Origin of the sequence: Enterobacter sp. E20 (genome assembly GCF_000801755.2) — a bacterium.
Lineage (GTDB): Bacteria > Pseudomonadota > Gammaproteobacteria > Enterobacterales > Enterobacteriaceae > Enterobacter > Enterobacter asburiae_B.
This window is the reverse complement of record NZ_CP012999.1, coordinates 2441588-2461714: the sequence shown is the minus strand read 5'-3', so window position 1 is coordinate 2461714 and position 20127 is coordinate 2441588. Positions and strand designations below refer to the sequence as shown.

Annotated in this window: 19 protein-coding genes; 3 read left to right on the top strand and 16 right to left on the bottom strand. The window is 58.8% G+C overall.

All coding sequences use genetic code 11. The features are described 5' to 3' along the window. Positions 1-9: 9 nt before the first annotated feature. From NI40_RS11600 to NI40_RS11570, 7 genes are all read right to left on the bottom strand, one after another. The gene (locus NI40_RS11600; RefSeq protein ID WP_039262824.1) at positions 10-1629 is read right to left on the bottom strand and encodes a TIGR04028 family ABC transporter substrate-binding protein; all 1620 of its coding nucleotides are present in this window, start codon (positions 1627-1629) and stop codon (positions 10-12) included. Between the two features lie 149 nt (positions 1630-1778). Continuing rightward, positions 1779-2789: an alcohol dehydrogenase AdhP gene (gene adhP, locus NI40_RS11595; protein ID WP_039262822.1), complete on the bottom strand. Its 1011-nt coding sequence runs from the start codon at positions 2787-2789 to the stop codon at positions 1779-1781. A gap of 196 nt (positions 2790-2985) precedes the next feature. Continuing rightward, the gene (locus NI40_RS11590) at positions 2986-4698 is read right to left on the bottom strand and encodes an ABC-F family ATP-binding cassette domain-containing protein (RefSeq protein WP_039262821.1); all 1713 of its coding nucleotides are present in this window, start codon (positions 4696-4698) and stop codon (positions 2986-2988) included. Positions 4699-5401: 703 nt separating this feature from the next. After that, entirely contained in the window at positions 5402-7099 is a 1698-nt protein-coding gene (locus NI40_RS11585) for an NAD-dependent malic enzyme (RefSeq protein ID WP_039262819.1), read from the bottom strand. A 176-nt stretch (positions 7100-7275) separates the two neighbouring features. Continuing rightward, positions 7276-7413, bottom strand: a complete 138-nt coding sequence (gene sra / locus NI40_RS11580) for a stationary-phase-induced ribosome-associated protein (RefSeq protein WP_008501714.1) — start codon at positions 7411-7413, stop codon at positions 7276-7278. A gap of 95 nt (positions 7414-7508) precedes the next feature. Further along, positions 7509-7724, bottom strand: coding sequence for a biofilm-dependent modulation protein (gene bdm / locus NI40_RS11575; RefSeq protein WP_013096534.1), 216 nt, complete (start codon positions 7722-7724; stop codon positions 7509-7511). 232 nt (positions 7725-7956) lie between these two features. After that, entirely contained in the window at positions 7957-8808 is an 852-nt protein-coding gene (locus NI40_RS11570; RefSeq protein WP_039262817.1) for a Vmh family MBL fold metallo-hydrolase, read from the bottom strand. 110 nt (positions 8809-8918) lie between these two features. On the opposite strand from NI40_RS11570, the gene NI40_RS11565 reads away from it, so the two are divergent. Continuing rightward, entirely contained in the window at positions 8919-9794 is an 876-nt protein-coding gene (locus tag NI40_RS11565) for a LysR family transcriptional regulator (protein ID WP_039262815.1), read from the top strand. A gap of 7 nt (positions 9795-9801) precedes the next feature. On the opposite strand, the gene NI40_RS11560 is transcribed toward NI40_RS11565, so the two are convergent. Further along, the gene (locus tag NI40_RS11560) at positions 9802-10761 is read right to left on the bottom strand and encodes a hypothetical protein (RefSeq protein WP_039262814.1); all 960 of its coding nucleotides are present in this window, start codon (positions 10759-10761) and stop codon (positions 9802-9804) included. A 115-nt stretch (positions 10762-10876) separates the two neighbouring features. On the opposite strand from NI40_RS11560, the gene NI40_RS11555 reads away from it, so the two are divergent. Then, the gene (locus tag NI40_RS11555) at positions 10877-11305 is read left to right on the top strand and encodes an OsmC family protein (RefSeq protein ID WP_023311893.1); all 429 of its coding nucleotides are present in this window, start codon (positions 10877-10879) and stop codon (positions 11303-11305) included. Positions 11306-11328: 23 nt separating this feature from the next. On the opposite strand, the gene NI40_RS11550 is transcribed toward NI40_RS11555, so the two are convergent. Next, entirely contained in the window at positions 11329-12234 is a 906-nt protein-coding gene (locus NI40_RS11550; RefSeq protein WP_039262812.1) for a LysR family transcriptional regulator, read from the bottom strand. Positions 12235-12348: 114 nt separating this feature from the next. Here NI40_RS11550 and NI40_RS11545 point away from each other — a divergent pair, with 114 nt between their 5' ends. Further along, entirely contained in the window at positions 12349-13098 is a 750-nt protein-coding gene (locus tag NI40_RS11545) for an SDR family NAD(P)-dependent oxidoreductase (RefSeq protein ID WP_039262810.1), read from the top strand. Here NI40_RS11545 and NI40_RS11540 read toward each other — a convergent pair. Genes NI40_RS11540 through NI40_RS11510 form a run of 7 tightly spaced genes read right to left on the bottom strand, consistent with a single transcriptional unit; the run spans position 13095 to position 19929 of the window. After that, positions 13095-14024, bottom strand: a complete 930-nt coding sequence (locus NI40_RS11540) for an oligopeptide/dipeptide ABC transporter ATP-binding protein (protein ID WP_039262809.1) — start codon at positions 14022-14024, stop codon at positions 13095-13097. The two genes, NI40_RS11545 and NI40_RS11540, sit on opposite strands and share 4 nt — an antisense overlap. Continuing rightward, complete coding sequence (locus NI40_RS11535) at positions 14017-15003, bottom strand: ABC transporter ATP-binding protein (RefSeq protein ID WP_033145622.1); 987 nt, start codon at positions 15001-15003, stop codon at positions 14017-14019. The genes NI40_RS11540 and NI40_RS11535 overlap by 8 nt, the downstream gene beginning before the upstream one ends. Beyond that, entirely contained in the window at positions 15003-15896 is an 894-nt protein-coding gene (gene ddpC, locus NI40_RS11530; RefSeq protein WP_039262807.1) for a D,D-dipeptide ABC transporter permease, read from the bottom strand. The genes NI40_RS11535 and ddpC overlap by 1 nt, the downstream gene beginning before the upstream one ends. Continuing rightward, positions 15893-16915 carry an ABC transporter permease gene (locus tag NI40_RS11525; RefSeq protein WP_033145620.1) on the bottom strand — a complete coding sequence of 341 codons (1023 nt, stop codon included), beginning with the start codon at positions 16913-16915 and terminating at the stop codon, positions 15893-15895. The genes ddpC and NI40_RS11525 overlap by 4 nt, the downstream gene beginning before the upstream one ends. A 23-nt stretch (positions 16916-16938) precedes the next feature. Then, positions 16939-18471: an ABC transporter substrate-binding protein gene (locus NI40_RS11520; RefSeq protein ID WP_039262806.1), complete on the bottom strand. Its 1533-nt coding sequence runs from the start codon at positions 18469-18471 to the stop codon at positions 16939-16941. Between the two features lie 15 nt (positions 18472-18486). Continuing rightward, positions 18487-19062: a D-alanyl-D-alanine dipeptidase gene (gene ddpX / locus NI40_RS11515; protein WP_039262805.1), complete on the bottom strand. Its 576-nt coding sequence runs from the start codon at positions 19060-19062 to the stop codon at positions 18487-18489. Between the two features lie 12 nt (positions 19063-19074). Beyond that, positions 19075-19929: a MurR/RpiR family transcriptional regulator gene (locus NI40_RS11510; RefSeq protein WP_039262804.1), complete on the bottom strand. Its 855-nt coding sequence runs from the start codon at positions 19927-19929 to the stop codon at positions 19075-19077. Positions 19930-20127 lie beyond the last annotated feature (198 nt).

Genomic DNA, 20127 nt, shown 5'->3' with positions numbered 1-20127 from the left:
GTCAGCTCCTCAGTGTTTCTCAATCCACGCGCCGTAGAACGACGGGCGGCCTACCGCTTCAAAATTGACGCCTTTCAGCCACGGCGCACCGGCAAAGACCTGCGGCTCTTCGAAAATCGGAATGACGTAGGCGTTATCCAGCAGGTAGCGCTGGGCGTCCCCCGCCAGCTGCAGGCGTTTTTGCGGGTCGACCTCAGCCGAAATGTTCACCAGCAGCGCATTCAGCCTGTCGTCACGGAAGTTTTTGACCTTGTCGCTGGATCCGCCTTTTTGCAGCAGCGCGTCGCGGTTAGCCGGGTAGAACATGCTTTTCACCACGTCCGGATCGGCGCGGCCCACTTCGGAGACGGTTAACGGGGTTTTCAGCGGGTCAAGGTTATCCAGCGTGCGGCTGCCTGCGTCTCCGGCTTTGACGCTCAGCGCCACGCCCACCTGGCGCCACTGCTGGGCAACCAGCTGCAGAACCTCTTTGTTTTGCGGCTGCGGCAGGGATTCATACACCGTCAGCGCCAGACGCTGGCCGTCTTTGGCGCGGATCCCGTCGCCGCCTGCTTTCCAGCCCGCCTCGTCCAGCAGCTGGTTGGCTTTTGCCGGGTCAAAGGTCAATTTGTCGCTGAGATCGACAAAGCCTGCGGCGGAACCGGCAATCACGGACTTCGCCTGCGGATAGTTGGCCGAGAAGAGGGTCTCGACCACCTGTTTTGCATTGGTGGCATGCAGCAGCGCCTGGCGAACGCGAATATCGGAGACCAGCGGGTTATCCGGGCGGAAGCTGATGCTGTCGTTCACCCCGCGCGTCGGGGCGGCGTAGATCTTATAGCCCCGATCGGTCGCCTGCTTTTCGTCATACGCCTGCACCTGGCGAATAAAGTCGGCCTGACCGGCCAGCAGGGCGCCCACGCGCACGCTGTCTTCCTGGGTCACGATAAACTTGATGCCGTCGAGATTGGCTGGCCCCTGCTGCGCCAGATTTTTCGGCCCCCACTGGTAGTCTTTGCGCGCTTCGAGCGTCACTTCACGACCCAGCTTCTCGTCCTTCACCACAAACGGGCCGGAACCAATGATGTGGCGGGCATCTCCCAGCTCTTCGAAGTTGCGCTTCAGCGTGCTGAGCGAGACCAGACCCGAGCCAATGGTGGCGGTGCCCTGCAGGAACCCCGGCGACGGTTTTTTGAAGTAGAACTTCACGGTCAGCGGGTCGATGACTTCGCTGCGATCGTAGTTATTGATCACTTCTGACACCGGCAGGCGCTGCGCCTTATTGCCTAAACCGTAGGTATCAAAGTTTTTCGCCACGGCGTTGGCGTCCAGCGGCGTGCCGTCGGAGAAGGTGATGCCGGGACGAAGCTTAAAGGTGTATTCGGTTTTATCGGCGTTGGTGGTCCAGCTTTCGGCCACCCAGGGTTCCACCTGCAGCGTTTTTGGGTTCTGCCACGTCAGTTTGTCGGTGATTTGATTCAGAATGCCGCCGTTCGGGTAAAAGCCACCGGCAGGCGGATAGAGGTTGGTGTGCGCCTGTTGCTCCAGATAAATCAGCGTGCCGCCTTTGACGGGCGCATCTGCGGCCCAGGCTGCGGTTGTCGCCAGAATCAGCGCCGTCAGCAGCGGCAGACGAAATGGGGTTTGCATGGTGAATTCCTTTGTTATCTTCTTGTTAGCGTCGGATTCATCATCGGGCGCGGGGGAAAACAAGGGAACCAAGGAATTAAGATAAGGATTGCCGGAAAATGGCTATAAAAAAACCGCCCCAGCGAGGAGCGGTAATGAAAGATGAACGATTATGAACGTAGGTCGATCACCATACGGCCGCGGATCTGGCCCTGTTCCATCTCTTTAAAAATGGCGTTGATGTCCTCGATTGGACGCATCGTGACTTTCGGCACCACCTTACCTTCAGCGGCGAACTGGAAGGCTTCCTGCAGATCCTGACGGGTGCCGACCAGGGAACCCACCACCTGGATGCCGTCCAGCACCAGACGCGGAATGTCGAGGCTCATCGCTTCCGGCGGCAGGCCAACGGCGACCACGCGGCCACCGGCACGCACGGCGTCAACGGCTGAGTTGAATGCGGCTTTTGCGACGGCAGTAACGACTGCGGCATGCGCGCCGCCGGTTTTCTCCTGCACAATTTTCGCGGCGTCTTCGCTGCGGGAGTTGATGGTTAAATCTGCACCCATGCTGGCAGCCAGCTTCAGCTGTTCGTCGTTAACGTCGAGAGCGATGACTTTGGCGTTAAAGACGTTTTTGGCATATTGCAGCGCGAGGTTGCCCAGCCCGCCCAGACCGTAAATCGCGATCCACTGGCCTGGTTTGATTTCGGACACCTTCACCGCTTTGTAGGTGGTAACGCCGGCACAGGTGATGCTGCTGGCAGCAGCGGATTCCAGACCGTCCGGCACTTTTACCGCGTAATCCGCGGTGACGATGCACTCTTCCGCCATGCCGCCATCAACGGAGTAACCGGCATTTTTCACGTCGCGGCACAGGGTTTCGTTGCCGGTATTACAGTATTCGCAGTGGCCACAGCCTTCAAAAAACCAGGCCACGCTTGCACGATCGCCGACTTTCAGCGACTTCACGCCGGGGCCGACTTCTTTTACGATACCAATCCCTTCGTGGCCCAGGATAACCCCGGTTTTATCGCCAAAATCACCGTTCTTCACGTGGAGATCGGTATGGCATACGCCACAGCATTCCATCTTCAGCAGGGCCTCCCCGTGCTTTAGCGGGCGTAAGGTTTTTTCGGTGATATTGACCTGATGATCCTGAGTGACAACAGCAGCCTTCATGTGTATCTCCTTGTTCATGATGAGTATCTGCATAGCAGGTGTAATACCCCTCAAGGATTAGTGGTTTGGCGCTGTAATGCAAGGCAACGGCAACATAATGTCATTATTTAATCCATTTTCAGAATAAGAATACGGCGTTCCTCTAATAATTTAGGGGGAAAATACTGGCCCGACGAGAGACTCGCCGGGCGCAGACTTACAGCTGTGCCTCTATCTCCTCAATCTCTTTACGCCATTGCGCCTGCAGCTGCGGCTTTTGATGCTTCGGCTTACGCGCCAGATCGTCTTCCAGCAGCGTTTCCAGCGCGACCAGCCGTTCGAGCAGATCGTCATACGGCGAGGGTTGAACCGTCGCCGCGTCGATGGTGGGCGCGGTGGATGTCGCCAGCCCCGCGCTTTCACGCAGGCGCTCAAACACCGCTTCTGCATCGTGCCACTCGCTCAGCTTTCCCTCTTCAATCAGCCAGAAACGGTTGCAGCTTTGGCTAATTAACTGACGGTCGTGGCTGACCAGCAGAACGCCGCCTTCAAACTGCTGAAGGGTTTGCGCCAGCGCCTCTTTGCCTTCCATGTCGAGGTGGTTGGTCGGCTCATCCAGCATCAGCAGGCTGTAGCGGGCAAGCGTCAGGCCAACGAACAGCAGGCGCGAGCGCTCGCCGCCGCTGAGCGTGCTGACCGTTTGCCCGTGACGCGCCCACGGGAAACCCGCGCTTATCAGCGCCATTTTGCGGTTCTGCGGATCCGGCGCGAAAGGCTCCAGCGCGTCGAGCAGCGTGGCGTTGTCCGCAAGCTGGTGAAGCGTCTGGTCGTAATAGCCTGGCGACACGCGCGGATGGATTTTCAACCCGCTGTCTGTGGTCTCATCGGCAAACTGTTGCCAGATAAGCCTCATCAGCGACGATTTGCCGCAGCCGTTACGACCGACAATCGCCACGCGATCGCCGCTTTTTAGCCGCGCCATTTCGATGCTGAACAACGCCGGCAGGCCAGGTGCAGGAGGTACGTCGAGATTTTCCATTTCCAGCAAACGGTCGGCCCGCAGCGCGTCGCCGCGCAGGGTTAACGTCCACGGGCTGCCTGCCGTGAGCGCCGTCTGGCTCTCCTTCAGCCGTTCGACCTGTTTTTCCATCTGTTTGGCTTTGCGGGCCAGGTCTTCGTTGTCGTAAACCTTGCCCCAGGTCGCCAGCCGCTTGGCGCTGGCAGTCACGCGGTCGATCTCCTTTTGCTCCGCCTTGTGGCGCTGCGCGTCGCTCTCATCCTTTGCTTCTAGCGCCTTGCGGGCGGCCGTGCAGGGAAGGGCGAAGTAGTGCAGCGTTTTATCGCGCAGGATCCAGCTGCCGTTAGTGACGGCATCCAGCAGCTGTCGGTCGTGCGAGACCAGCACGAAGCTGCCTGACCAGTTCTGCAGAAAGTGTTCCAGCCAGAGCATGGTCGGCAAATCAAGGTGGTTGCTGGGTTCATCGAGCAGGAGCAGATCCGGCTCATGAATCAGCGCCCGCGCCAGCAGCAGGCGGGTGTGCTGCCCGCCGCTCAGCGTGGCGGATTGCAGCGCCATATCCTGCGGCGTGAAGCCCATGCCTGCCAGCAGCGTTTCGGCTTTCCAGCGCAGGCTATCGCGCTCGGCTAAAGGCAGCTGTGCGAGTACGGCATCCAGCATGGTCAACGGGAAAATGGCGTCCGGGAGATGTTGCTCCACGCGCGCCATCAGGCAGTGCCCGGCCAGCGCGACCGTTCCGGCGGCGGGGGAGTCAGTGCCGTCCAGCACCTTCAGCAGCGTGCTTTTGCCGCAGCCGTTGTCGCCCAGCAGGCCAATGCGGTCGCCTTTTTTCAGCGTAAAGGAGAGCGAGTCGAAGAGCGTGCCAAACGCCGTATCAACGCGTAAAGATTGTGCAGTGAGTAAAGTGCTCATTGTTGCTTACCCAAGAGTTACAGGCATGTTTATGCCTCGTCAAACATCGCTGACGATAACTCAGTAAGCCCGAGAGAAGGGATTTCAGGGGTTGGTGTCTTCGCTCAAGCAGAAGTTATCGCAGCACGATACCGATAACGCTTGAGCTGGTGCGATCACCAAATGTATGTGAAACATTGAAAATTTCACAGTACAGCATAATTGGCCTCCTTATATATTCAGTAGGTTAATGGGTGAAAGGAGTGTAGCGGGGGAAAAGGGGTTTGGCTAGGGGGGCGAATCTAATTCCCTCTCCCTTTGGGAGAGGGTTAGGGTGAGGGGAACATACGGCTGTAGTGGTCATTCCGTTCACTTTATGTTCCTTGCTACTCTGTAACGACATGACCTGTGAACGTGCCAGGGTGGCTCAGTCGCCACCACCCTGGCGACCCGGGCTCCCGGCGGTAAATCGCCGCTTCGCGGTGCCCTCGGCTTATTCCTTCCGGCTTATCGGGGATGGGCGGAGGTAACATCCCTGTAAAGCCCGCCCTCTCGGCGCATCCCTGCGCCTCGCCCCGGCCTGCAGGAAACGCCTCGGCGATTTACAGCCGGACCAGGGCGTGGCTGCAAGTTAATCATTTCGCTTCGAGAATCTGAATCGCTACTGGTTAATGAATTTATTGAAAGTCCCTCTCCCGAAGGGAGAGGGACCGGTCGGAGCGGATTAAATCGAGGTACGACGATAGCTGCGGTATTCAGGTTTCCAGAAGTTGTCGTCGATGGCCTGCTGCAGCGCGTCGGCAGAGGTTTTCACCGCCACGCCCTGCTGCTGCGCCATTTTACCTACCGCGAACGCGATAGCGCGCGACACCTTGTGAATGTCTTTCAGCTCCGGCAGCACCAGCCCTTCACCGTTGTTGACCAGCGGCGAGTAGCCCGCGAGGGTTTCGCTCGCCGACATCAGCATTTCGTCGGTAATGCGGGACGCGCCGGAGGCGATCACGCCCAGACCAATCCCCGGGAAGATGTAAGAGTTGTTGCACTGGGCGATCGGATAGGTTTTATCCTTCCACACCACCGGGTCGAACGGGCTGCCGGTCGCGACCAGCGCGTTACCTTCGGTCCAGGCGATGATGTCCTGCGGGGTCGCTTCCACGCGGGAGGTCGGGTTGGAAAGCGGCATTACGATAGGGCGTTCGCAGTGCTTGTGCATCTCGCGAATGATCTCTTCGGTAAAGAGGCCTGTTTGCCCGGAAACGCCGATCAGAATATCCGGCTTCACGTTGCGCACCACGTCCAGCAGGGAAAGGACTTCGTTGTCGGTATCCCAGTTTTTCAGGTTATCGCGCTTCTGCACCAGCTTGTTCTGGAACGGCAGCAGGTTCGGCATAGCGTCGGTCAGCAGGCCGAAACGGTCAACCATAAAGACGCGGGAGCGGGCCAGCTCTTCGCTTAAGCCTTCGCGCTGCGTCTGGGCGATGATCTGCTCGGCGATACCACAGCCCGCAGAGCCTGCGCCCAGGAAGACGATTTTCTGGTAGCTCAGCTGGCTGCCGGCTGCGCGGCTGGCAGCGATAAGCGTACCCACGGTCACGGCCGCGGTGCCCTGGATGTCGTCGTTAAAGGAGCAGATCTCATCGCGATAGCGGTTCAGCAGCGGCATCGCGTTTTTCTGCGCGAAGTCTTCAAACTGCAGCAGAACGTCCGGCCAGCGGTGCTTCACGGCCTGGATGAAGTCGTCGACAAACTGATAGTACTCGTCGTCGGTGATGCGCGGATGGCGCCAGCCCATGTAGAGCGGATCGTTGAGCAACTGCTGGTTGTTGGTCCCGACGTCCAGCACCACCGGCAGGGTATACGCCGGGCTGATGCCGCCGCAGGCGGTGTAGAGAGAGAGTTTACCGATAGGGATCCCCATCCCGCCAATGCCCTGGTCGCCGAGGCCGAGAATACGTTCGCCGTCGGTCACCACAATCACTTTGATATTGTGGTTTGGCACGTTCTGCAGAATATCGTCCATGTTGTGACGGTTCTGATAGGAGATGAATACCCCGCGTGAACGACGGTAGATCTCTGAGAAACGCTCGCAGGCCGCACCCACCGTCGGGGTGTAGATCACCGGCATCATCTCTTCGAGATGGTTCTGCACCAGGCGATAGAAGAGGGTTTCATTGGTGTCCTGAATGTTGCGCAGGTAGATGTGCTTGTCGATTTCGGTTTTGAAACCCTGATACTGGATCCACGCGCGCTCCGCCTGTTCTTCAATGGTTTCAACCACTTCGGGCAGTAAACCCAGCAGGTTAAAGCTGCTGCGCTCTTCCATGCTGAAGGCGCTGCCTTTGTTGAGCAGGGGGAATTCGAGTAAAACCGGTCCGGCGTATGGGATGTATAAGGAACGATGTTTTTTCAGTTTATTGTCCATGTCACTCACTCTTTTTATGAAGATCCGTCCCTGACACTGCTGTTTGTCATCTTTCTGGCCTGTGCGATGGGGTGCGGTCAGGCGGTATTATAAAGGAGCTAAATATTAATTACCGCAACACATAAACAAAAACACCATCGGGATTACCGATGGTGTTCTGGATCTCAGTCTGGAACTTACTTGCCCGCGTGGCGTTTTCTGCCGGTGGCGTGAGTGACCTGCGTTTCGTGGTCGCCTTCAATCACCACTTTACGCTGATTTGAAAGCTTGTAGTTCAGTCCCAGAATATGGCGTGCCTGACGGTTCGATTTCATGTTAACTCCTCAATCCTGTTGATAGTTTTAAGGACCAGTTTGCTCACGCAAACGAAATGTAACCCCTTAGGTTGCAGATCCAGCTTAGCAGGTTTTTACAAGGGTGCGTTTTGCCCGCTGACGACGTAGTTAATGGTCTGCTGGTAGATGTCACTGAGGATGTCATTATCCGTGGATTCCACCCATTTGGTCAGTTCCATCAAAATGTCATCTTCAGTCACAGCACCGTGCTCGGCGTGAAGACCCTGCGCAATCGCGTTAACGAGTTCAGGTTGTGCTGCTGCAGTATTAGCCGGGTAATAAGTAAACATGCTGCCTCCGTGTCGTTGTCTGTTTAATGGTACGGCTCGCAAAAAATTTAATTCATAAACAGAATGGCAAATATTTTCCCGGTTGTGGTTCAGATTCATCTTAGAAATAAAAATGACATAAGTGCATGCTTTTATGCGCTTTTAAAAGGTGTGGCTATATCGACGGGTAACGGCGGGGATATTTTTGCGGTGCTCCTGCTATCGCAAAAATATAGCAGGAGCCGTTTTTAAATTACCACTTCATTTCGCCAGTATTCACTTTGGCGCTTAATTCCAGCGAGCTTTCATCAGCCAGGCCCGGATACTGTTTTTTCAGGGTATTGATAACGCCTGCGGAATCTTTATGCGCGGCTAAAGCCTTTTCAAAGCGCTGCAGATAGTCGCGGGTAAACTCAATCGCGCCAGTGCCCGCTGGTGGGGTGCCCAGATAGTGGCCCGGGATCACGCGCTCAGGTTTGTGCGCGGCCATATTCTCCAGCGTTTCCTGCCACTGCTTGCGGCTTTCCGGCGTCTGGGTGTCTGCCGTCCAGACGTGAATACCCCAGGCTACCCCGGTGCCGCCGAGGATCGTTTTTGCTGACGGGATCCACACATAGGCCGCGTAGCTGTCTGGCTGTTCGATATCGATCTTTTCCCCGTCAACCATGAACGTGGTGGAGGCAAGTACCTGCGGGACGACCAGCTCCGTTGGCGCGCCGTCCTTCATCTGCGGCCCCCAGAAGGCGAGCTTGGCGTCTTTGGTGGCTTTAATATGGTCAACCACATGCTGCGTGGCCACCACTTTGGCATTCGGGAAGGCTTTGACCAGCGGCTGCAGGCCAAAATAGAAATCCGGATCGCCGGAGGTGATCACAATCTTGTTCAGGGTTTTACCGCTGCGGCGAATTTTCTCTACCAGCGCTTCGCCATCCTTCACGCTGAACTGCGCGTCAAACAGCACCGCCTCTTTCGGACCGGAAACCAGCGTGGAGGAGACCGGGAAAATGCCTTTTTCCTGCGGGTTATAGGTATCAATGGTCAACGGCGCGGCAAAAACCGCCGGAGTGAAAAGGGTGGAAAGCAGGGCAAGGTGAGTGAATTTCATGCTGTTGTCTCTGTTGTTCAGGAATATGTCTATTGTACGGGTATTCTCATTTGCCAGAATTCCTGAAACAAGACATGCTTAGTTTCATAAATCGAGCAAATGGAGCTTATATGGATCGCGTTATCGCCGCTCAGGTCTACAACCGGATATGCGAGCTGGGCAGTTTGAGCGCGGCGGCCCGCGCGTTGGGCATTTCCCGACCGATGGTGAGCCGCTACCTTGAACAAATGGAGAAGTGGGCGGGAACGCGGCTGGTAAACCGCTCCACGCGCAAGCTGACGCTGACCGCGGCAGGGGAAAAGGTGCTGCAAAAAACGCGGACGCTCTCGCAGATTTCGCAGGAAATCGAGGGCCAGTCGGAGAAAGATCTGCCGTCCGGCACGCTGCGGGTGGCCTGCGCCCATTTTACCGCCATGCACCTGATTGCGCCGGTCCTGCCCGGTCTGCTCTTGCGCTACCCGCAGCTGCGCATCGAGCTGGACGTGAATAACCACCCGGTCAGCCTGGTGGGAGAGCGCATTGACGTCGCCGTGCGCATTACCGACAACCCCGAACCCGGCATGATTGCCCGACGGCTGGGGGAGTGTCGCTCGGTGCTCTGCGCCTCGCCGGCGTATCTGGCACAGCACGGTATCCCCGTCAGCCCTGAAGAATTAGCGCAGCACAACTGTCTGCACTACAGCTTTTTTGCCGGGCAATCCTGGCACTTTCTGACGCCGGAAGGGGAAAGCCTGAGCGTGGCCGTCGGCGGCAACCTGAGCGCCAGCATCTCTTCGCTGTTGATGGACGCGGCGATTAAGCACTGCGGTATCGCCATGCTGCCGGAGCGCGAAGCGTCTGCCGCTCTGGAACAGGGATTGCTGGTGCCGGTACTGGAGGCGCTTGAACCGAAACCGCTTGCCATCCATGGCATTTATCAGTCCCGGGAATACCAGCCTGCCGCGCTGCGCGTGTTCCTTGACGAACTGTCGCGCTACCTGGCATAAGAAAGGATTACTTCGCCTTTAGCCAGGGAGACGTCGTGCTCCAGAAAATAATATCGGCACCGAGATAACTTTCGCCGAAGCGGACAAATTCCGCTTTGGTGAACGGTTTTCCGGTCTGAGGATCCTTATAGGTCAGGGTCGGCTCCTGAACCGCCATGGCGATGAGCGGCAGCGTCTGTTTATTTTTATGGAAGAAGGGATAGGCATTCTTCATGTGTGCCTTGCGGTTAGGAACAATGTCCGGCCCACCCAGGCCGATATTGTTAGCGCTGGCATACGCAAACAGACGCCCCATATAGTTGTGGTCGTTATCCCATTCGCACGGCCAGAAGTTCACGTACTGCACCACGTGTGATTTCTGAAAAGCCTTACGCGCAAAGGCCAGGTTTTCCATTTCACCCGCGAAATAGCTGTCGCAGGTAAACCCGACGGGCGGATTTTTTTCGTCGAGATCAATGGCGGTTTCGGGCAGGTTTACCCCATACACCTCGCCATCAAAGCGTTTCGCGAGTGCGGCCAGCAGTGCCTGGTAGCGCTGGCGCACGGCGGGATCCCACTGACGCGCCACCCATCCTGAACCGACCGGCTTGCCTTCGCCGGGGTTATCGAACTGCGGCGCAATCCCGCCACCGTACTGCGTGTCGCGCATCAGATAGTCCGGAACGTAGCGGGCGTCCGGCTCAAAGAAACGATCCTGGATTTGAATAAAGAGTTTTTTTCCGGCGGCCTTAACGCGCGCCAGATCCTGTTCAATCCGCGAGAAGTCATAGCTGTCCTTCTCGGGTTCCAGCTGGCGCCAGTTGTAAACGATCTGCACGCCGCCGATATCGCTTCGCGCAACAAGCGGAAACGCCGCGTCGAGATCGCCCGAGCTGGTATAGATAAAGTTCTCCGGCGTTTTCGCCAGTGAAGAGAGCGACAGAGCCAGCGTGGTGACGGCAACGGCCATCCTGATTTTTAGCGCCATATCATTATCCTTTTTGTCGGTACAGCAGGTGAAAGTCCTGGAATTGTCTGTGTTCCAGGGAGGGTCAGATGCGTAGTCTATACTTAACCCTTTGTAAGCCAAAAGGAGAGCAAGAATGACTATTCATAAGCACGGTTCGGCACACTGGTCTGGCGACATTAAGCGCGGAAAAGGAACGGTTTCCACCGAGAGCGGCGTTCTCAATCAGCAGCCTTATGGTTTCAATACCCGCTTTGAGGGCGAAAAGGGGACCAACCCCGAAGAGCTGATTGGCGCGGCACATGCGGCCTGCTTCTCGATGGCGCTGTCGCTGATGCTCGGTGAAGCGGGCTATACCGCCGATTCCATTGATACCACGGCGGACGTCTCTCTGGATAAAACCGACGGCGGCTTTGCCATCACTAAGGTTGCCCTGAAAAGCAAGGTGACCGTTCCAGGCATCGCCCCGCAGCAGTTCGACGGCATTATTCAGAAAGCAAAAGCGGGCTGTCCGGTCTCGCAGCTCCTGAAAGCTGAGATTACGCTGGACTATAAGCTCAATTAAGCCACAGCCGGGTTTGCGCCCGGCTACCCCTTCAGCGCGGCGGGGAACACCTCCGCCAGCCAGGCGATAAATACCTTTAGTCTGTGCGTCAAATGCCGGTTCTGCGGGTAAACCACATGAAACGGATACGCGGCAGGGCGCCAGTCGCCCAGGATCGCCGCCAGCGTGCCCGCCTGCAAATACGACTTTGCCGAATACTCAAAGGTTTGAACGATCCCCAGCCCCGCCGCGGCAGCCGCCAGATGGGCATTACTTTCATTGACGCCGAGATAGTGCGGAATGTTGATTTTCAGCGCCTCGCCGTTCTGCCGGAAGCGAAACGGAAACGGCCGTCCGGTGACGGGCGAGAGATAGCTAATCAGCTTGTGGCCGTTGCGCAGCTCCTGCGGATAGGCCGGGACGCCGTGATTTTTCAGGTAACCCGGCGTCGCGCAGGTGACCATTTCGGCGTTACCGAGATGACGGGCGATGAGGGTTGAGTCGTCCAGCGGCCCGCCGCGGATCACGCAGTCTACGTTACCGCTGATGAGATCGACCGGCCGGTCGGCCACGCCCAGATCGATGCGGATCTCCGGGTAGCGCTGCATAAATTCCGGAAGCAGGGGGATGAGCACGTCCCGGGCGGTGGAGCCGCCCACGTCAACCCGCAAATGCCCTTTTGGCGTCGCGCGGGAAACGCGAAACGAGGTGTCGATATCTTCGATATCAATCAGTACCCTGAGCGCTTTTTCATAGTATTCCATCCCTTCAGGCGTCGCGACCACCCGGCGAGTGGTGCGGTGCAGAAGGCGTATCTCCAGGTGCGACTCTAGCGATTTAACCAGCTTGCTCAGCGTGGCGATCGGCATATTCAGCGAGTCCGCCGCGCGGGTAAAGCTGCCGGATTCCACGACCCGCGTAAAGGCGCGCATCGCCATGAGCTGGTCCATGATGACCTCCGATTATTTCTGTTTGTGAATAGTCATTTTCATTTTTGCCCGTTTTTCACTAATGCCGCAAGGGCTAAAGTTTTTCCAACGCAAACCCAACAAAAGGTAAATGACATGAACACGACTCTTTCAGGAAAAATTGCACTGGTCACCGGCGGCAGCACCGGCATTGGTCTTGCCACGGCGCAGGAGCTGGCGGCGCAGGGCGCGAAGGTGTACATCACCGGGCGTCGCCAGGCCGAGCTGGACGCGGCGGTGGCGGAAATTGCTTCAACCGCAACGGGCATTCGCGCGGACGTCTCAAAGCTTGCCGATCTGGATGAGGTTTATGCCCGGATAGCCAAAGATGAAGGCCGTCTTGATATCCTGTTCGCCAACGCCGGTGGCGGCGATATGCTGCCGCTGGGCGCGATCACCGAAGAGCAGTTTGACCGGATTTTCGGCACTAACGTTCGCGGAGTGCTGTTTACGGTGCAGAAGGCGCTGCCGCTGCTCTCCGCCGGATCGTCGATTATTCTGACCGGCTCGACGGTGTCCATTAAAGGGACGGCAAACTTCAGCGTCTACAGCGCCAGCAAGGCCGCCGTGCGCAACTTTGCCCGCTCCTGGGCGCTGGATTTGCAGGGCCGCGGGATCCGCGTCAACGTGGTGAGCCCGGGTCCGATCAAAACGCCAGGTCTCGGCGATCTGGTGCCGGAAGAGCACCGTCAGGGGCTGTACGACGCGCTGGCCGCGCAGGTACCGCTGGGGCGTTTAGGCGCGCCGGGTGAGGTGGGGAAAGCGGTGGCGTTTCTGGCCTCCGACGCGGCCAGCTTTATTAACGCCACCGAGCTGTTTGTGGACGGCGGGATGGCCCAAATTTAACCCAGACTGCGCCAGCATCGGACGTTACGGCCCTCGCGTGAGGGCTGTAGCGGCTGAGGCTGTTCACACCCCTGCGCTGCCATCGGACAACGGTCGCGGAAAAAACAGCCTTCGGGCAGATGACGATTGCCGGGAAGCTCCGTTTTGCGTAACGCCAGATTTTCATCGAGCGGTTCACCGGTGCGGGGAACCGAGTCGAGCAGCAGACGGGTATAGGGATGGCGCGGCTCGCCAAGCACCTGCGCGGCGCTGCCCAGCTCCACAATCTGCCCGAGGTACATTACCGCCACCCGGTCGCTCATGTGTCTGACCACCGAGACGTTATGCGAAATTAACACGTAGGTCAGATTACGCTGCTGTTGCAGGTTCACCAGCAGGTTGAGGATTTGCGCCTGCACGGAGATATCCAGCGCGCTGGTGGGTTCATCAAGCACGATAATATCGGGGTCGGACGAGAGCGCCCGGGCGATGGCGATGCGCTGGCGCTGGCCGCCGGAGAAGGCGTGGGGAAGCCTGTCGAGGTATTCCGGGCGAATGCCCACCTGCAGCGCCAGATCCTCCGCCAGCTGACGGCGCTCGCGCTCGCTGCTGCGTTTTTGCACCCACACCGGCTCGGTGATGATGCGCCAGACCGGCAATCGCGGATCGAGCGAGGAGAGCGGATCCTGAAACACCATCTGCATGCCGCCCGCGTGGTGCGCCCGCTGGCACGCGCCTGTGCTGGGCTTAAGCATGCCCATCAGCAGCTGGGCCAGCGTGCTTTTCCCGCAGCCGGATTCCCCGACAATGCCCAGCGTTTCCCCGCGACGGATCTGAAGATCGAGCCCGTTGAGGGCATGGACCTGTTCCGTTACGCGCCCCAGCCAGTTTTTGCGCGCCGCAAAGTTCACGTGCACGCTATCCAGTTCCAGCAGTACATCAGACATGGTGTTTCTCCCGTTGCGGATACCAGCAGGCGGCCTGTTGGCCCTCTGCACCGTTGGGCTGTAAGCGCGGCGTTTCGCTGCATTTCGCCCCGGCGGCAAAGCAGCGCTCGCGGAAGGCGCAACCCTGCGGAAGCTGGCTGAGGTTGGGCACCGTGCCGGGGATGGCGGGAAGCAGGTCGCGCGGCTGGCCGTTTTCCGGCGCGCACCGCAGAAGGCCGATGGAGTAGGGATGCACGGGTCGGTGGATCAGCGTTTGCGTGGCACCGCTCTCGATCACGCTCCCGGCATACATCACGTACATTCTGTCGCAGAGCTGCGACACCACGGCCATATCGTGGCTGATAAACAGCACCGAGGTCCCGCTGGCCCGCGCCTTGTGCTTCAGGAGGCGCAGCACCTGGAGCTGGACGGTAACGTCCAGCGCGGTGGTCGGTTCGTCGGCGATAATCAGCTCCGGCTCGCAGGAGAAGGCAAGGGCGATCATCACCCGCTGGCGCATGCCGCCGGAGAGTTCAAACGGATAACGCTCCATGACCTGCTTCGCGTCCGGGATTTGCATCTCTTCCAGCAGGGTAATCGCCTTCTGCTGCGCCTCGCGCCGCGAAAGCGGCTGATGCTGGCGGATCACCTCCACCATCTGTTTGCCAATCCGCCGCGTCGGGTTGAGGGCGGTCATGGGCTCCTGAAAAATCATCGCCACTCGTGCACCGCGCCACTGGCGAAGCTGCTTCTCGGACGCCGTCAGGACGTTTTCACCGAGTAACTTCACCTGACCGTGATGAATGCGGTAGCTTCCTTCCGGCAGCAGCCGCATGGCGAGCATGGCGGTCACGGATTTGCCCGAACCCGACTCGCCCACCACGCCGACAATTTCGCCCCTGCCGATCTCCAGCGAAACGTGGTTCAGCGCGTGGACCTCTCCGCGGAAAATCGGGAAGCTCAGGTGCAGGTCTTCAATACGTAATACCGGTTCGGTCATCACTGTTTTCCTCCCGATTTCGGATCCAGCAGATCGCGGATGCCGTCGCCAAACAGGTTAAAGCCCACGGCGGTAATTAAAATCGCCGCACCGGGAAAGGCGCAGTACCACCACTGGTCCAGGACGTAGTTACGGCCAACGGCTACCATCGCCCCCCATTCGGCGGTCGGCTGCTGCGCGCCCAGGCCAATAAACCCCAGCGTGGCGGCCATCAGAATGGCGCTGCCGATATCCAGCGAAGCCTGCACAATCAGCGGCGGCAGGGCGTTGCGCAGGATATGCCAGCGGATCAAATGCCAGCGGGACGCGCCAAAGGTGCGGGCGGCCTGGACGTAGGTAAACTGGCGCACCACCAGGGTTTGCCCGCGCGCCAGGCGGACGTAAAACGGGATGCGGACAATCGCAATCGCCAGCATGGCGTTGAACAGGCTCGGACCGAGCGCGGCGGCCAGCGCCATGGTCAGCACCAGGGAAGGAATGGAGAGCATGATGTCCATCACCCGCATGATGATGGCGTCGCCGCGCCCGCCCAGTACGCCGGACAAACAGCCCAGCAGCGAGCCAATACCGCCCGCAATCACCACGACCGCCAGCCCGGCGGTAATCGACTGCTGGCTGCCCGTCAGCACGCGGCTGAACAGGTCGCGTCCCACCTCATCGGTACCAAACCAGTGTTGCGCAGACGGCGCCTGCAGGCGGGCGGTCAAATCCAGCGCGTTCGGGTCATGCGGCACAATCCACGGCGAAGCCACCATCAGGAAGAGCATCGCAATCATAATGACGCCGCCAACGATCGTGAGCGGGCTTTGACGCAGCATCCAGAACAGCTTTGCCCAGTTGATGCGTTGTCCGGCGGTTTTAGCCGGGGCGGGCGTTTCCTGCGTTAACATCATTCGGCACCTCCGCGCCCGATTCGCGGGTCAATCCACAGGTAAAGCAGATCGACCACCAGATTAACCAGCACGTAGGCCAGCGAAACGACGACAGCAAAGCCCATTACGGCAGGGAAATCGAGCGCCTGAATGGACGTCACCACCCAGGCGCCCATGCCCGGCCAGGCAAAGACGGTTTCGGTTAGCACGGCGCCGTAAAGCAGATCGCCCAGCGCCAGCCCGAGCACGGTAATGGACGGGATCATCGCATTCGGCAGGGCGTAGCGCAGGACGATGTACCAGCCGGGCAGGCCGCTGGCGCGCGCGGTGCGGATGTAATCCTCGCTAAGCTGCTCCAGCATCGCCGAGCGAACCTGGCGCGCCACGATCCCCAGGTGAACAAACGCCAGCGTCAGCGAGGGTAAAATCAGGTGCTGAAGCGCGTTGAAGAACACCTCACCGTTGCCCTCCAGCAGCGCGTCCAGCAGATAAAATCCGGTGACGTGCGTCGGCGGATCGAGCCAGTCGTCCAGCCTGCCGCCGCCCGGCAGGATCTGCAGGTGCCCGTAGAACAGCACGATGACGCCCAGACCGAGCCAGAAGGCCGGCGTGGAGATCCCGGTCATCGCCATTAAACGCACCAGGTGATCCAGCCAGCGGTTGCGGTATACCGCCGACAAAATCCCCAGCGGCACGCCGATGACCAGCGCCAGCAGCAGAGAACAAAAGGCCAGCTCAAGCGTGGCGGGGAAAAAGGCCTTCAGGTCTTCCGCGACCGGGCGTCCGGTGCGGATGGACGTGCCTAAATCACCGTGCGCCAGAGCGTCCACGTAGCGGCCAAACTGAACATACAGGGGCTGGTCCAGCCCTAGCTGCTGGCGGATGTTCTGCACGATTTCGTCGCTGGCGCGGTCGCCGGCCAGCAGACGGGCCGGATCGCCGGGGATCAGGTGTGAAATAATAAAAGTGATAATACAGACACCGGCCACCACCAGGATTAACCCCCAGCAGCGCTGGCGCACTATGCTCCAGAACGTCATACGCTTTCCCCCGGCGAGAACCGTTATTTGCTCATGGTGGCGATGTTGAACACCTGCTCGAGCATCGGATTAAAGGTGAAGCCTTTTACCTCTTTGTTCATCGCCAGCTGGTAGTTTTTCTGGAACAGATAAACGTAGGCCGCCTCGTCGATAACCACCTTTTGCGCCTGCTGGTAATCTTTGGTGCGTTCCGCCTGGTCGGTGGTTTTCAGCGCGGCCTGCAGGAGCGAATCAACCTCTTTGTTCTCATAGAACGAGCGGTTGCCCGGTAGCCCTTTTTTGTCCGATTCGAACCAGTAGTTCATGAACATGTACGGGTCGGCAAAATCCGGGCTCCAGTTGCCGATGGCAATGTCGTAATCGCCTTTTCCGACGCGGTCGCGCATGGTGGCATTGGCCAGTTTTTCCAGCTTGACGCTAATGCCGATCTTGCCGAGGCTGGCCTGAGTGGAGAGGGCGATAGGCTCCCAGTTCGGATCGTTGTCCGAGTAGAGGAAGGTCAGGCTGGCGGGTTTGTCTTTGACCTTCTCCAGCGCCGCTTTGGCTTTGGCCTCGTCAAAGCTGTACTGCATTGCCGTGGCGTCAAAGCCCCACATGCCTTCCGGGATCGGGCCGCGCATCTGCTTGCCGTTGCCGCTCAGAATGCCTTTCACCATCCCCTGGTAATCCGTCGCCCAGGAGATGGCCCGGCGTAAATCCACCTGATTGAGCGGCGCTTTGCTGTTGTTGAGATAGAGGTAAGTCACGCGCAGGGACGGGTATTCTGCGACGGCGACTTTACCTTCCTGCTTCAGGGCCGCAAGCTGATCGACCGGCAGGGAGTCGGCAATGTCCAGATCGCCGCGGGAAAGCTGCAGTCGGCGCGAGGCGCTCTCACCGATAATTTTCACCGATACGCGCTTAAAGTGCGGCTTTTCACCCTGCCAGTGGGGGTTAGGCACCAGGATCAGCTGCTGGCCTTTCTGCCAGCTTTTCAGCATAAACGGCCCGGAACCGGCGGTGTTTTGCGCCAGAAAACCGCGAGCATCGTCTGCCGCGTTGGCCTTCAGCACCGCCGGGTTAATGATGGACGCCCCGTCGTTTGCCAGCGTGTAGAGGAAAGGCGCGAAAGGCTGGCTGAGGGTGAACTTCACCGTATGGTCATCGACGGCATCAATTTTCAGGTCTTTCGGGAAGGCTTCAGACGGCCCCTGGCCGAGCTTCAGCAGGCGCTCAAAGGAGAGTTTTACCGCCTCGGCGGTGACCGGCGTGCCGTCGGAGAATTTCGCGTTATCCGCCAGGGTAAAGGTCCACTCTTTCTGGTCTTCAGACGCCTTCCAGCCCGTCGACAGATCGCCTTCCACCTCGGTAGAGCCTGGCTTGTACTTGACCAGACGCTGGTAGGACGGATAGGTGACGGTCCAGTCGTTGTTATCAATGGTGATGGCAGGATCGAGCGTTTGCGGGTCGGCGGCTTTACCGATCGCCAGCATGTCTTTCGGGACGGCAGCCAGCGCCAGCGGTGCGCTCAGGGCCAGCGTGGCGGCGATCAGCGTCGAGAGAAGCGATGTTTTCATGGCAGTGCTCCAGGTTTAGAGAGAAGTGTGCGTCAGGGGAAAACAGGCAAAACGGTCGTCAAGCAGCGGGTAGCTGGCGGCGTTCGGCAGTTCGAAGTGCCACCATTCGCTGCTGATACCCACAAAACCACCGCCGAACATGATGGCGTTCAACAGCAGACGGTTGCGCTGGGCGTGCGGCGGCACGGAGGGGTGATACGGATGCGAGCGGTCGTGCATTTCGTCAAAACCGGCACCCATATCCAGCACGGCGTTATGTTCATCCATCAGGGTGACGTCGATGGCCGTACCGCGGCTGTGATTGGAGCCAATCGCCACGTCGACCACGTATTCCGGGTTAGGGCAGGCATCCCACAGCTGAGCCTGCGCCTGCTGCGGCCGATAGGCGTCGTACACCACCAGCTTCAGCCCGGCCAGCGAGGCAATGCTGATGGCTTTTGCCAGCGCGGTGGCCGCGTCGGTATGCAGCAGGCACAGCGACTCCTGATAAATCGGGCGGCCGGTGATGTTGTCGGCGGTGGCGTACTTCAGATCGATATGCAGCGTGGGAAACGTCTTCGCCACATCAATCAGTTCACTCTCTTCGGGCATAGCTCCGCTCCTTTAGCGTTCGAATTGACCAAACTCTTGTTGTAATTGCCGGTTTACCGCCAGACGCGCCGGGAGCGCCTCACCCAGCGCCTCCACCACGCCCGACAGCAGCAGGTTGAACAGACAGCTCACGGGGGCAAGTGAATCCCAGAAGTGACCGGTATCGGTTTTCACCTGCAGTAAATCCATCGGGTAATCCCGCGCCCACGGGCACCAGATGTCGGTGATTAAGGCCATCGGAATGCCTTTCTCGCTGGCGACGCGGCAGTACTGGCGGGCCATCGCGGAGTAGGTGCGCGTATCGGTCAGCACGACGTACGGGTGCGAAAACCCCGAGTTGAGGGATTCCACCCAGCTGCCGGAAGCGCCCTCCGAATAGCTCACGCGCGGGCGGAGGTACTCGAGGTGGCTGAAGAAGGCGTTGGCAATCCCGCGCGTGGACTGGATCCCCAGCACGAACACCGCGTCGGCGTGGGCGAGGTTGTGCACCACCTGACGGAAGGCGTCCGTTTGCGCCAGCTGGTACACCTGCGTGATGGCATCCACTTCCAGCGACAGGGCGTGCTGAAGGCGGCTGGAAAGGGGGCGCTGCTGCTGCCAGGAGTCCAGCCGCTCGTTCATACCCCAGGGCTGATACGGATCGCGCAGGCTCTTTTTGGCATCTTCCAGGTTGCGATACCCCAGCTTGCGCAGGAAGCGTCCGACGGTAATTCCGCTGGTCCCGCTCGCCTGACCGATGCTCTCCGCCGTTTCAAACGGGATTTGCGCCGCGTGCGCCAGCAGCCAGCTTCCGACCCGCTTTTCGCTGGGCGTGAGCTGGCTGAACGTCGCTTCGATACGGCTCAACATCTCAGGTTTCGTCGTCATACCGCCTCGCTGTTAACAGGCTGTCAATGGCCGAATTTTTGTTACCTGGTTAACAATGCATGACGCGTGCCATGTTCACAGGGCGGGTGAAACCCGCTGTGCAGTAAACTTCATGCAATATTTGCTTAACCAATGATCAACATTTGTGCAGCGTAGTTCACTTTTGGTGCACTGTCTGACGCGGCAGGTATGAATTTG

Bases quoted from the DNA above. Each gene is read 5' to 3' on its own strand.
- NI40_RS11590 (WP_039262821.1), bottom strand. From the start codon at position 4,698: ATGAGCACTTTACTCACTGCACAATCTTTACGCGTTGATACGGCGTTT.
- NI40_RS11585 (WP_039262819.1), bottom strand. From the start codon at position 7,099: ATGGACAATAAACTGAAAAAACATCGTTCCTTATACATCCCATACGCC.
- adhP (WP_039262822.1), bottom strand. From the start codon at position 2,789: ATGAAGGCTGCTGTTGTCACTCAGGATCATCAGGTCAATATCACCGAA.
- NI40_RS11545 (WP_039262810.1), top strand. From the start codon at position 12,349: ATGAACACGACTCTTTCAGGAAAAATTGCACTGGTCACCGGCGGCAGC.
- NI40_RS11535 (WP_033145622.1), bottom strand. From the start codon at position 15,003: ATGACCGAACCGGTATTACGTATTGAAGACCTGCACCTGAGCTTCCCG.
- ddpC (WP_039262807.1), bottom strand. From the start codon at position 15,896: ATGATGTTAACGCAGGAAACGCCCGCCCCGGCTAAAACCGCCGGACAA.
- NI40_RS11560 (WP_039262814.1), bottom strand. From the start codon at position 10,761: ATGGCGCTAAAAATCAGGATGGCCGTTGCCGTCACCACGCTGGCTCTG.
- NI40_RS11510 (WP_039262804.1), bottom strand. From the start codon at position 19,929: ATGACGACGAAACCTGAGATGTTGAGCCGTATCGAAGCGACGTTCAGC.
- NI40_RS11540 (WP_039262809.1), bottom strand. From the start codon at position 14,024: ATGTCTGATGTACTGCTGGAACTGGATAGCGTGCACGTGAACTTTGCG.
- NI40_RS11565 (WP_039262815.1), top strand. From the start codon at position 8,919: ATGGATCGCGTTATCGCCGCTCAGGTCTACAACCGGATATGCGAGCTG.
- sra (WP_008501714.1), bottom strand. From the start codon at position 7,413: ATGAAATCGAACCGTCAGGCACGCCATATTCTGGGACTGAACTACAAG.
- NI40_RS11600 (WP_039262824.1), bottom strand. From the start codon at position 1,629: ATGCAAACCCCATTTCGTCTGCCGCTGCTGACGGCGCTGATTCTGGCG.
- ddpX (WP_039262805.1), bottom strand. From the start codon at position 19,062: ATGCCCGAAGAGAGTGAACTGATTGATGTGGCGAAGACGTTTCCCACG.
- NI40_RS11570 (WP_039262817.1), bottom strand. From the start codon at position 8,808: ATGAAATTCACTCACCTTGCCCTGCTTTCCACCCTTTTCACTCCGGCG.
- NI40_RS11525 (WP_033145620.1), bottom strand. From the start codon at position 16,915: ATGACGTTCTGGAGCATAGTGCGCCAGCGCTGCTGGGGGTTAATCCTG.
- NI40_RS11555 (WP_023311893.1), top strand. From the start codon at position 10,877: ATGACTATTCATAAGCACGGTTCGGCACACTGGTCTGGCGACATTAAG.
- NI40_RS11550 (WP_039262812.1), bottom strand. From the start codon at position 12,234: ATGGACCAGCTCATGGCGATGCGCGCCTTTACGCGGGTCGTGGAATCC.
- bdm (WP_013096534.1), bottom strand. From the start codon at position 7,724: ATGTTTACTTATTACCCGGCTAATACTGCAGCAGCACAACCTGAACTC.
- NI40_RS11520 (WP_039262806.1), bottom strand. From the start codon at position 18,471: ATGAAAACATCGCTTCTCTCGACGCTGATCGCCGCCACGCTGGCCCTG.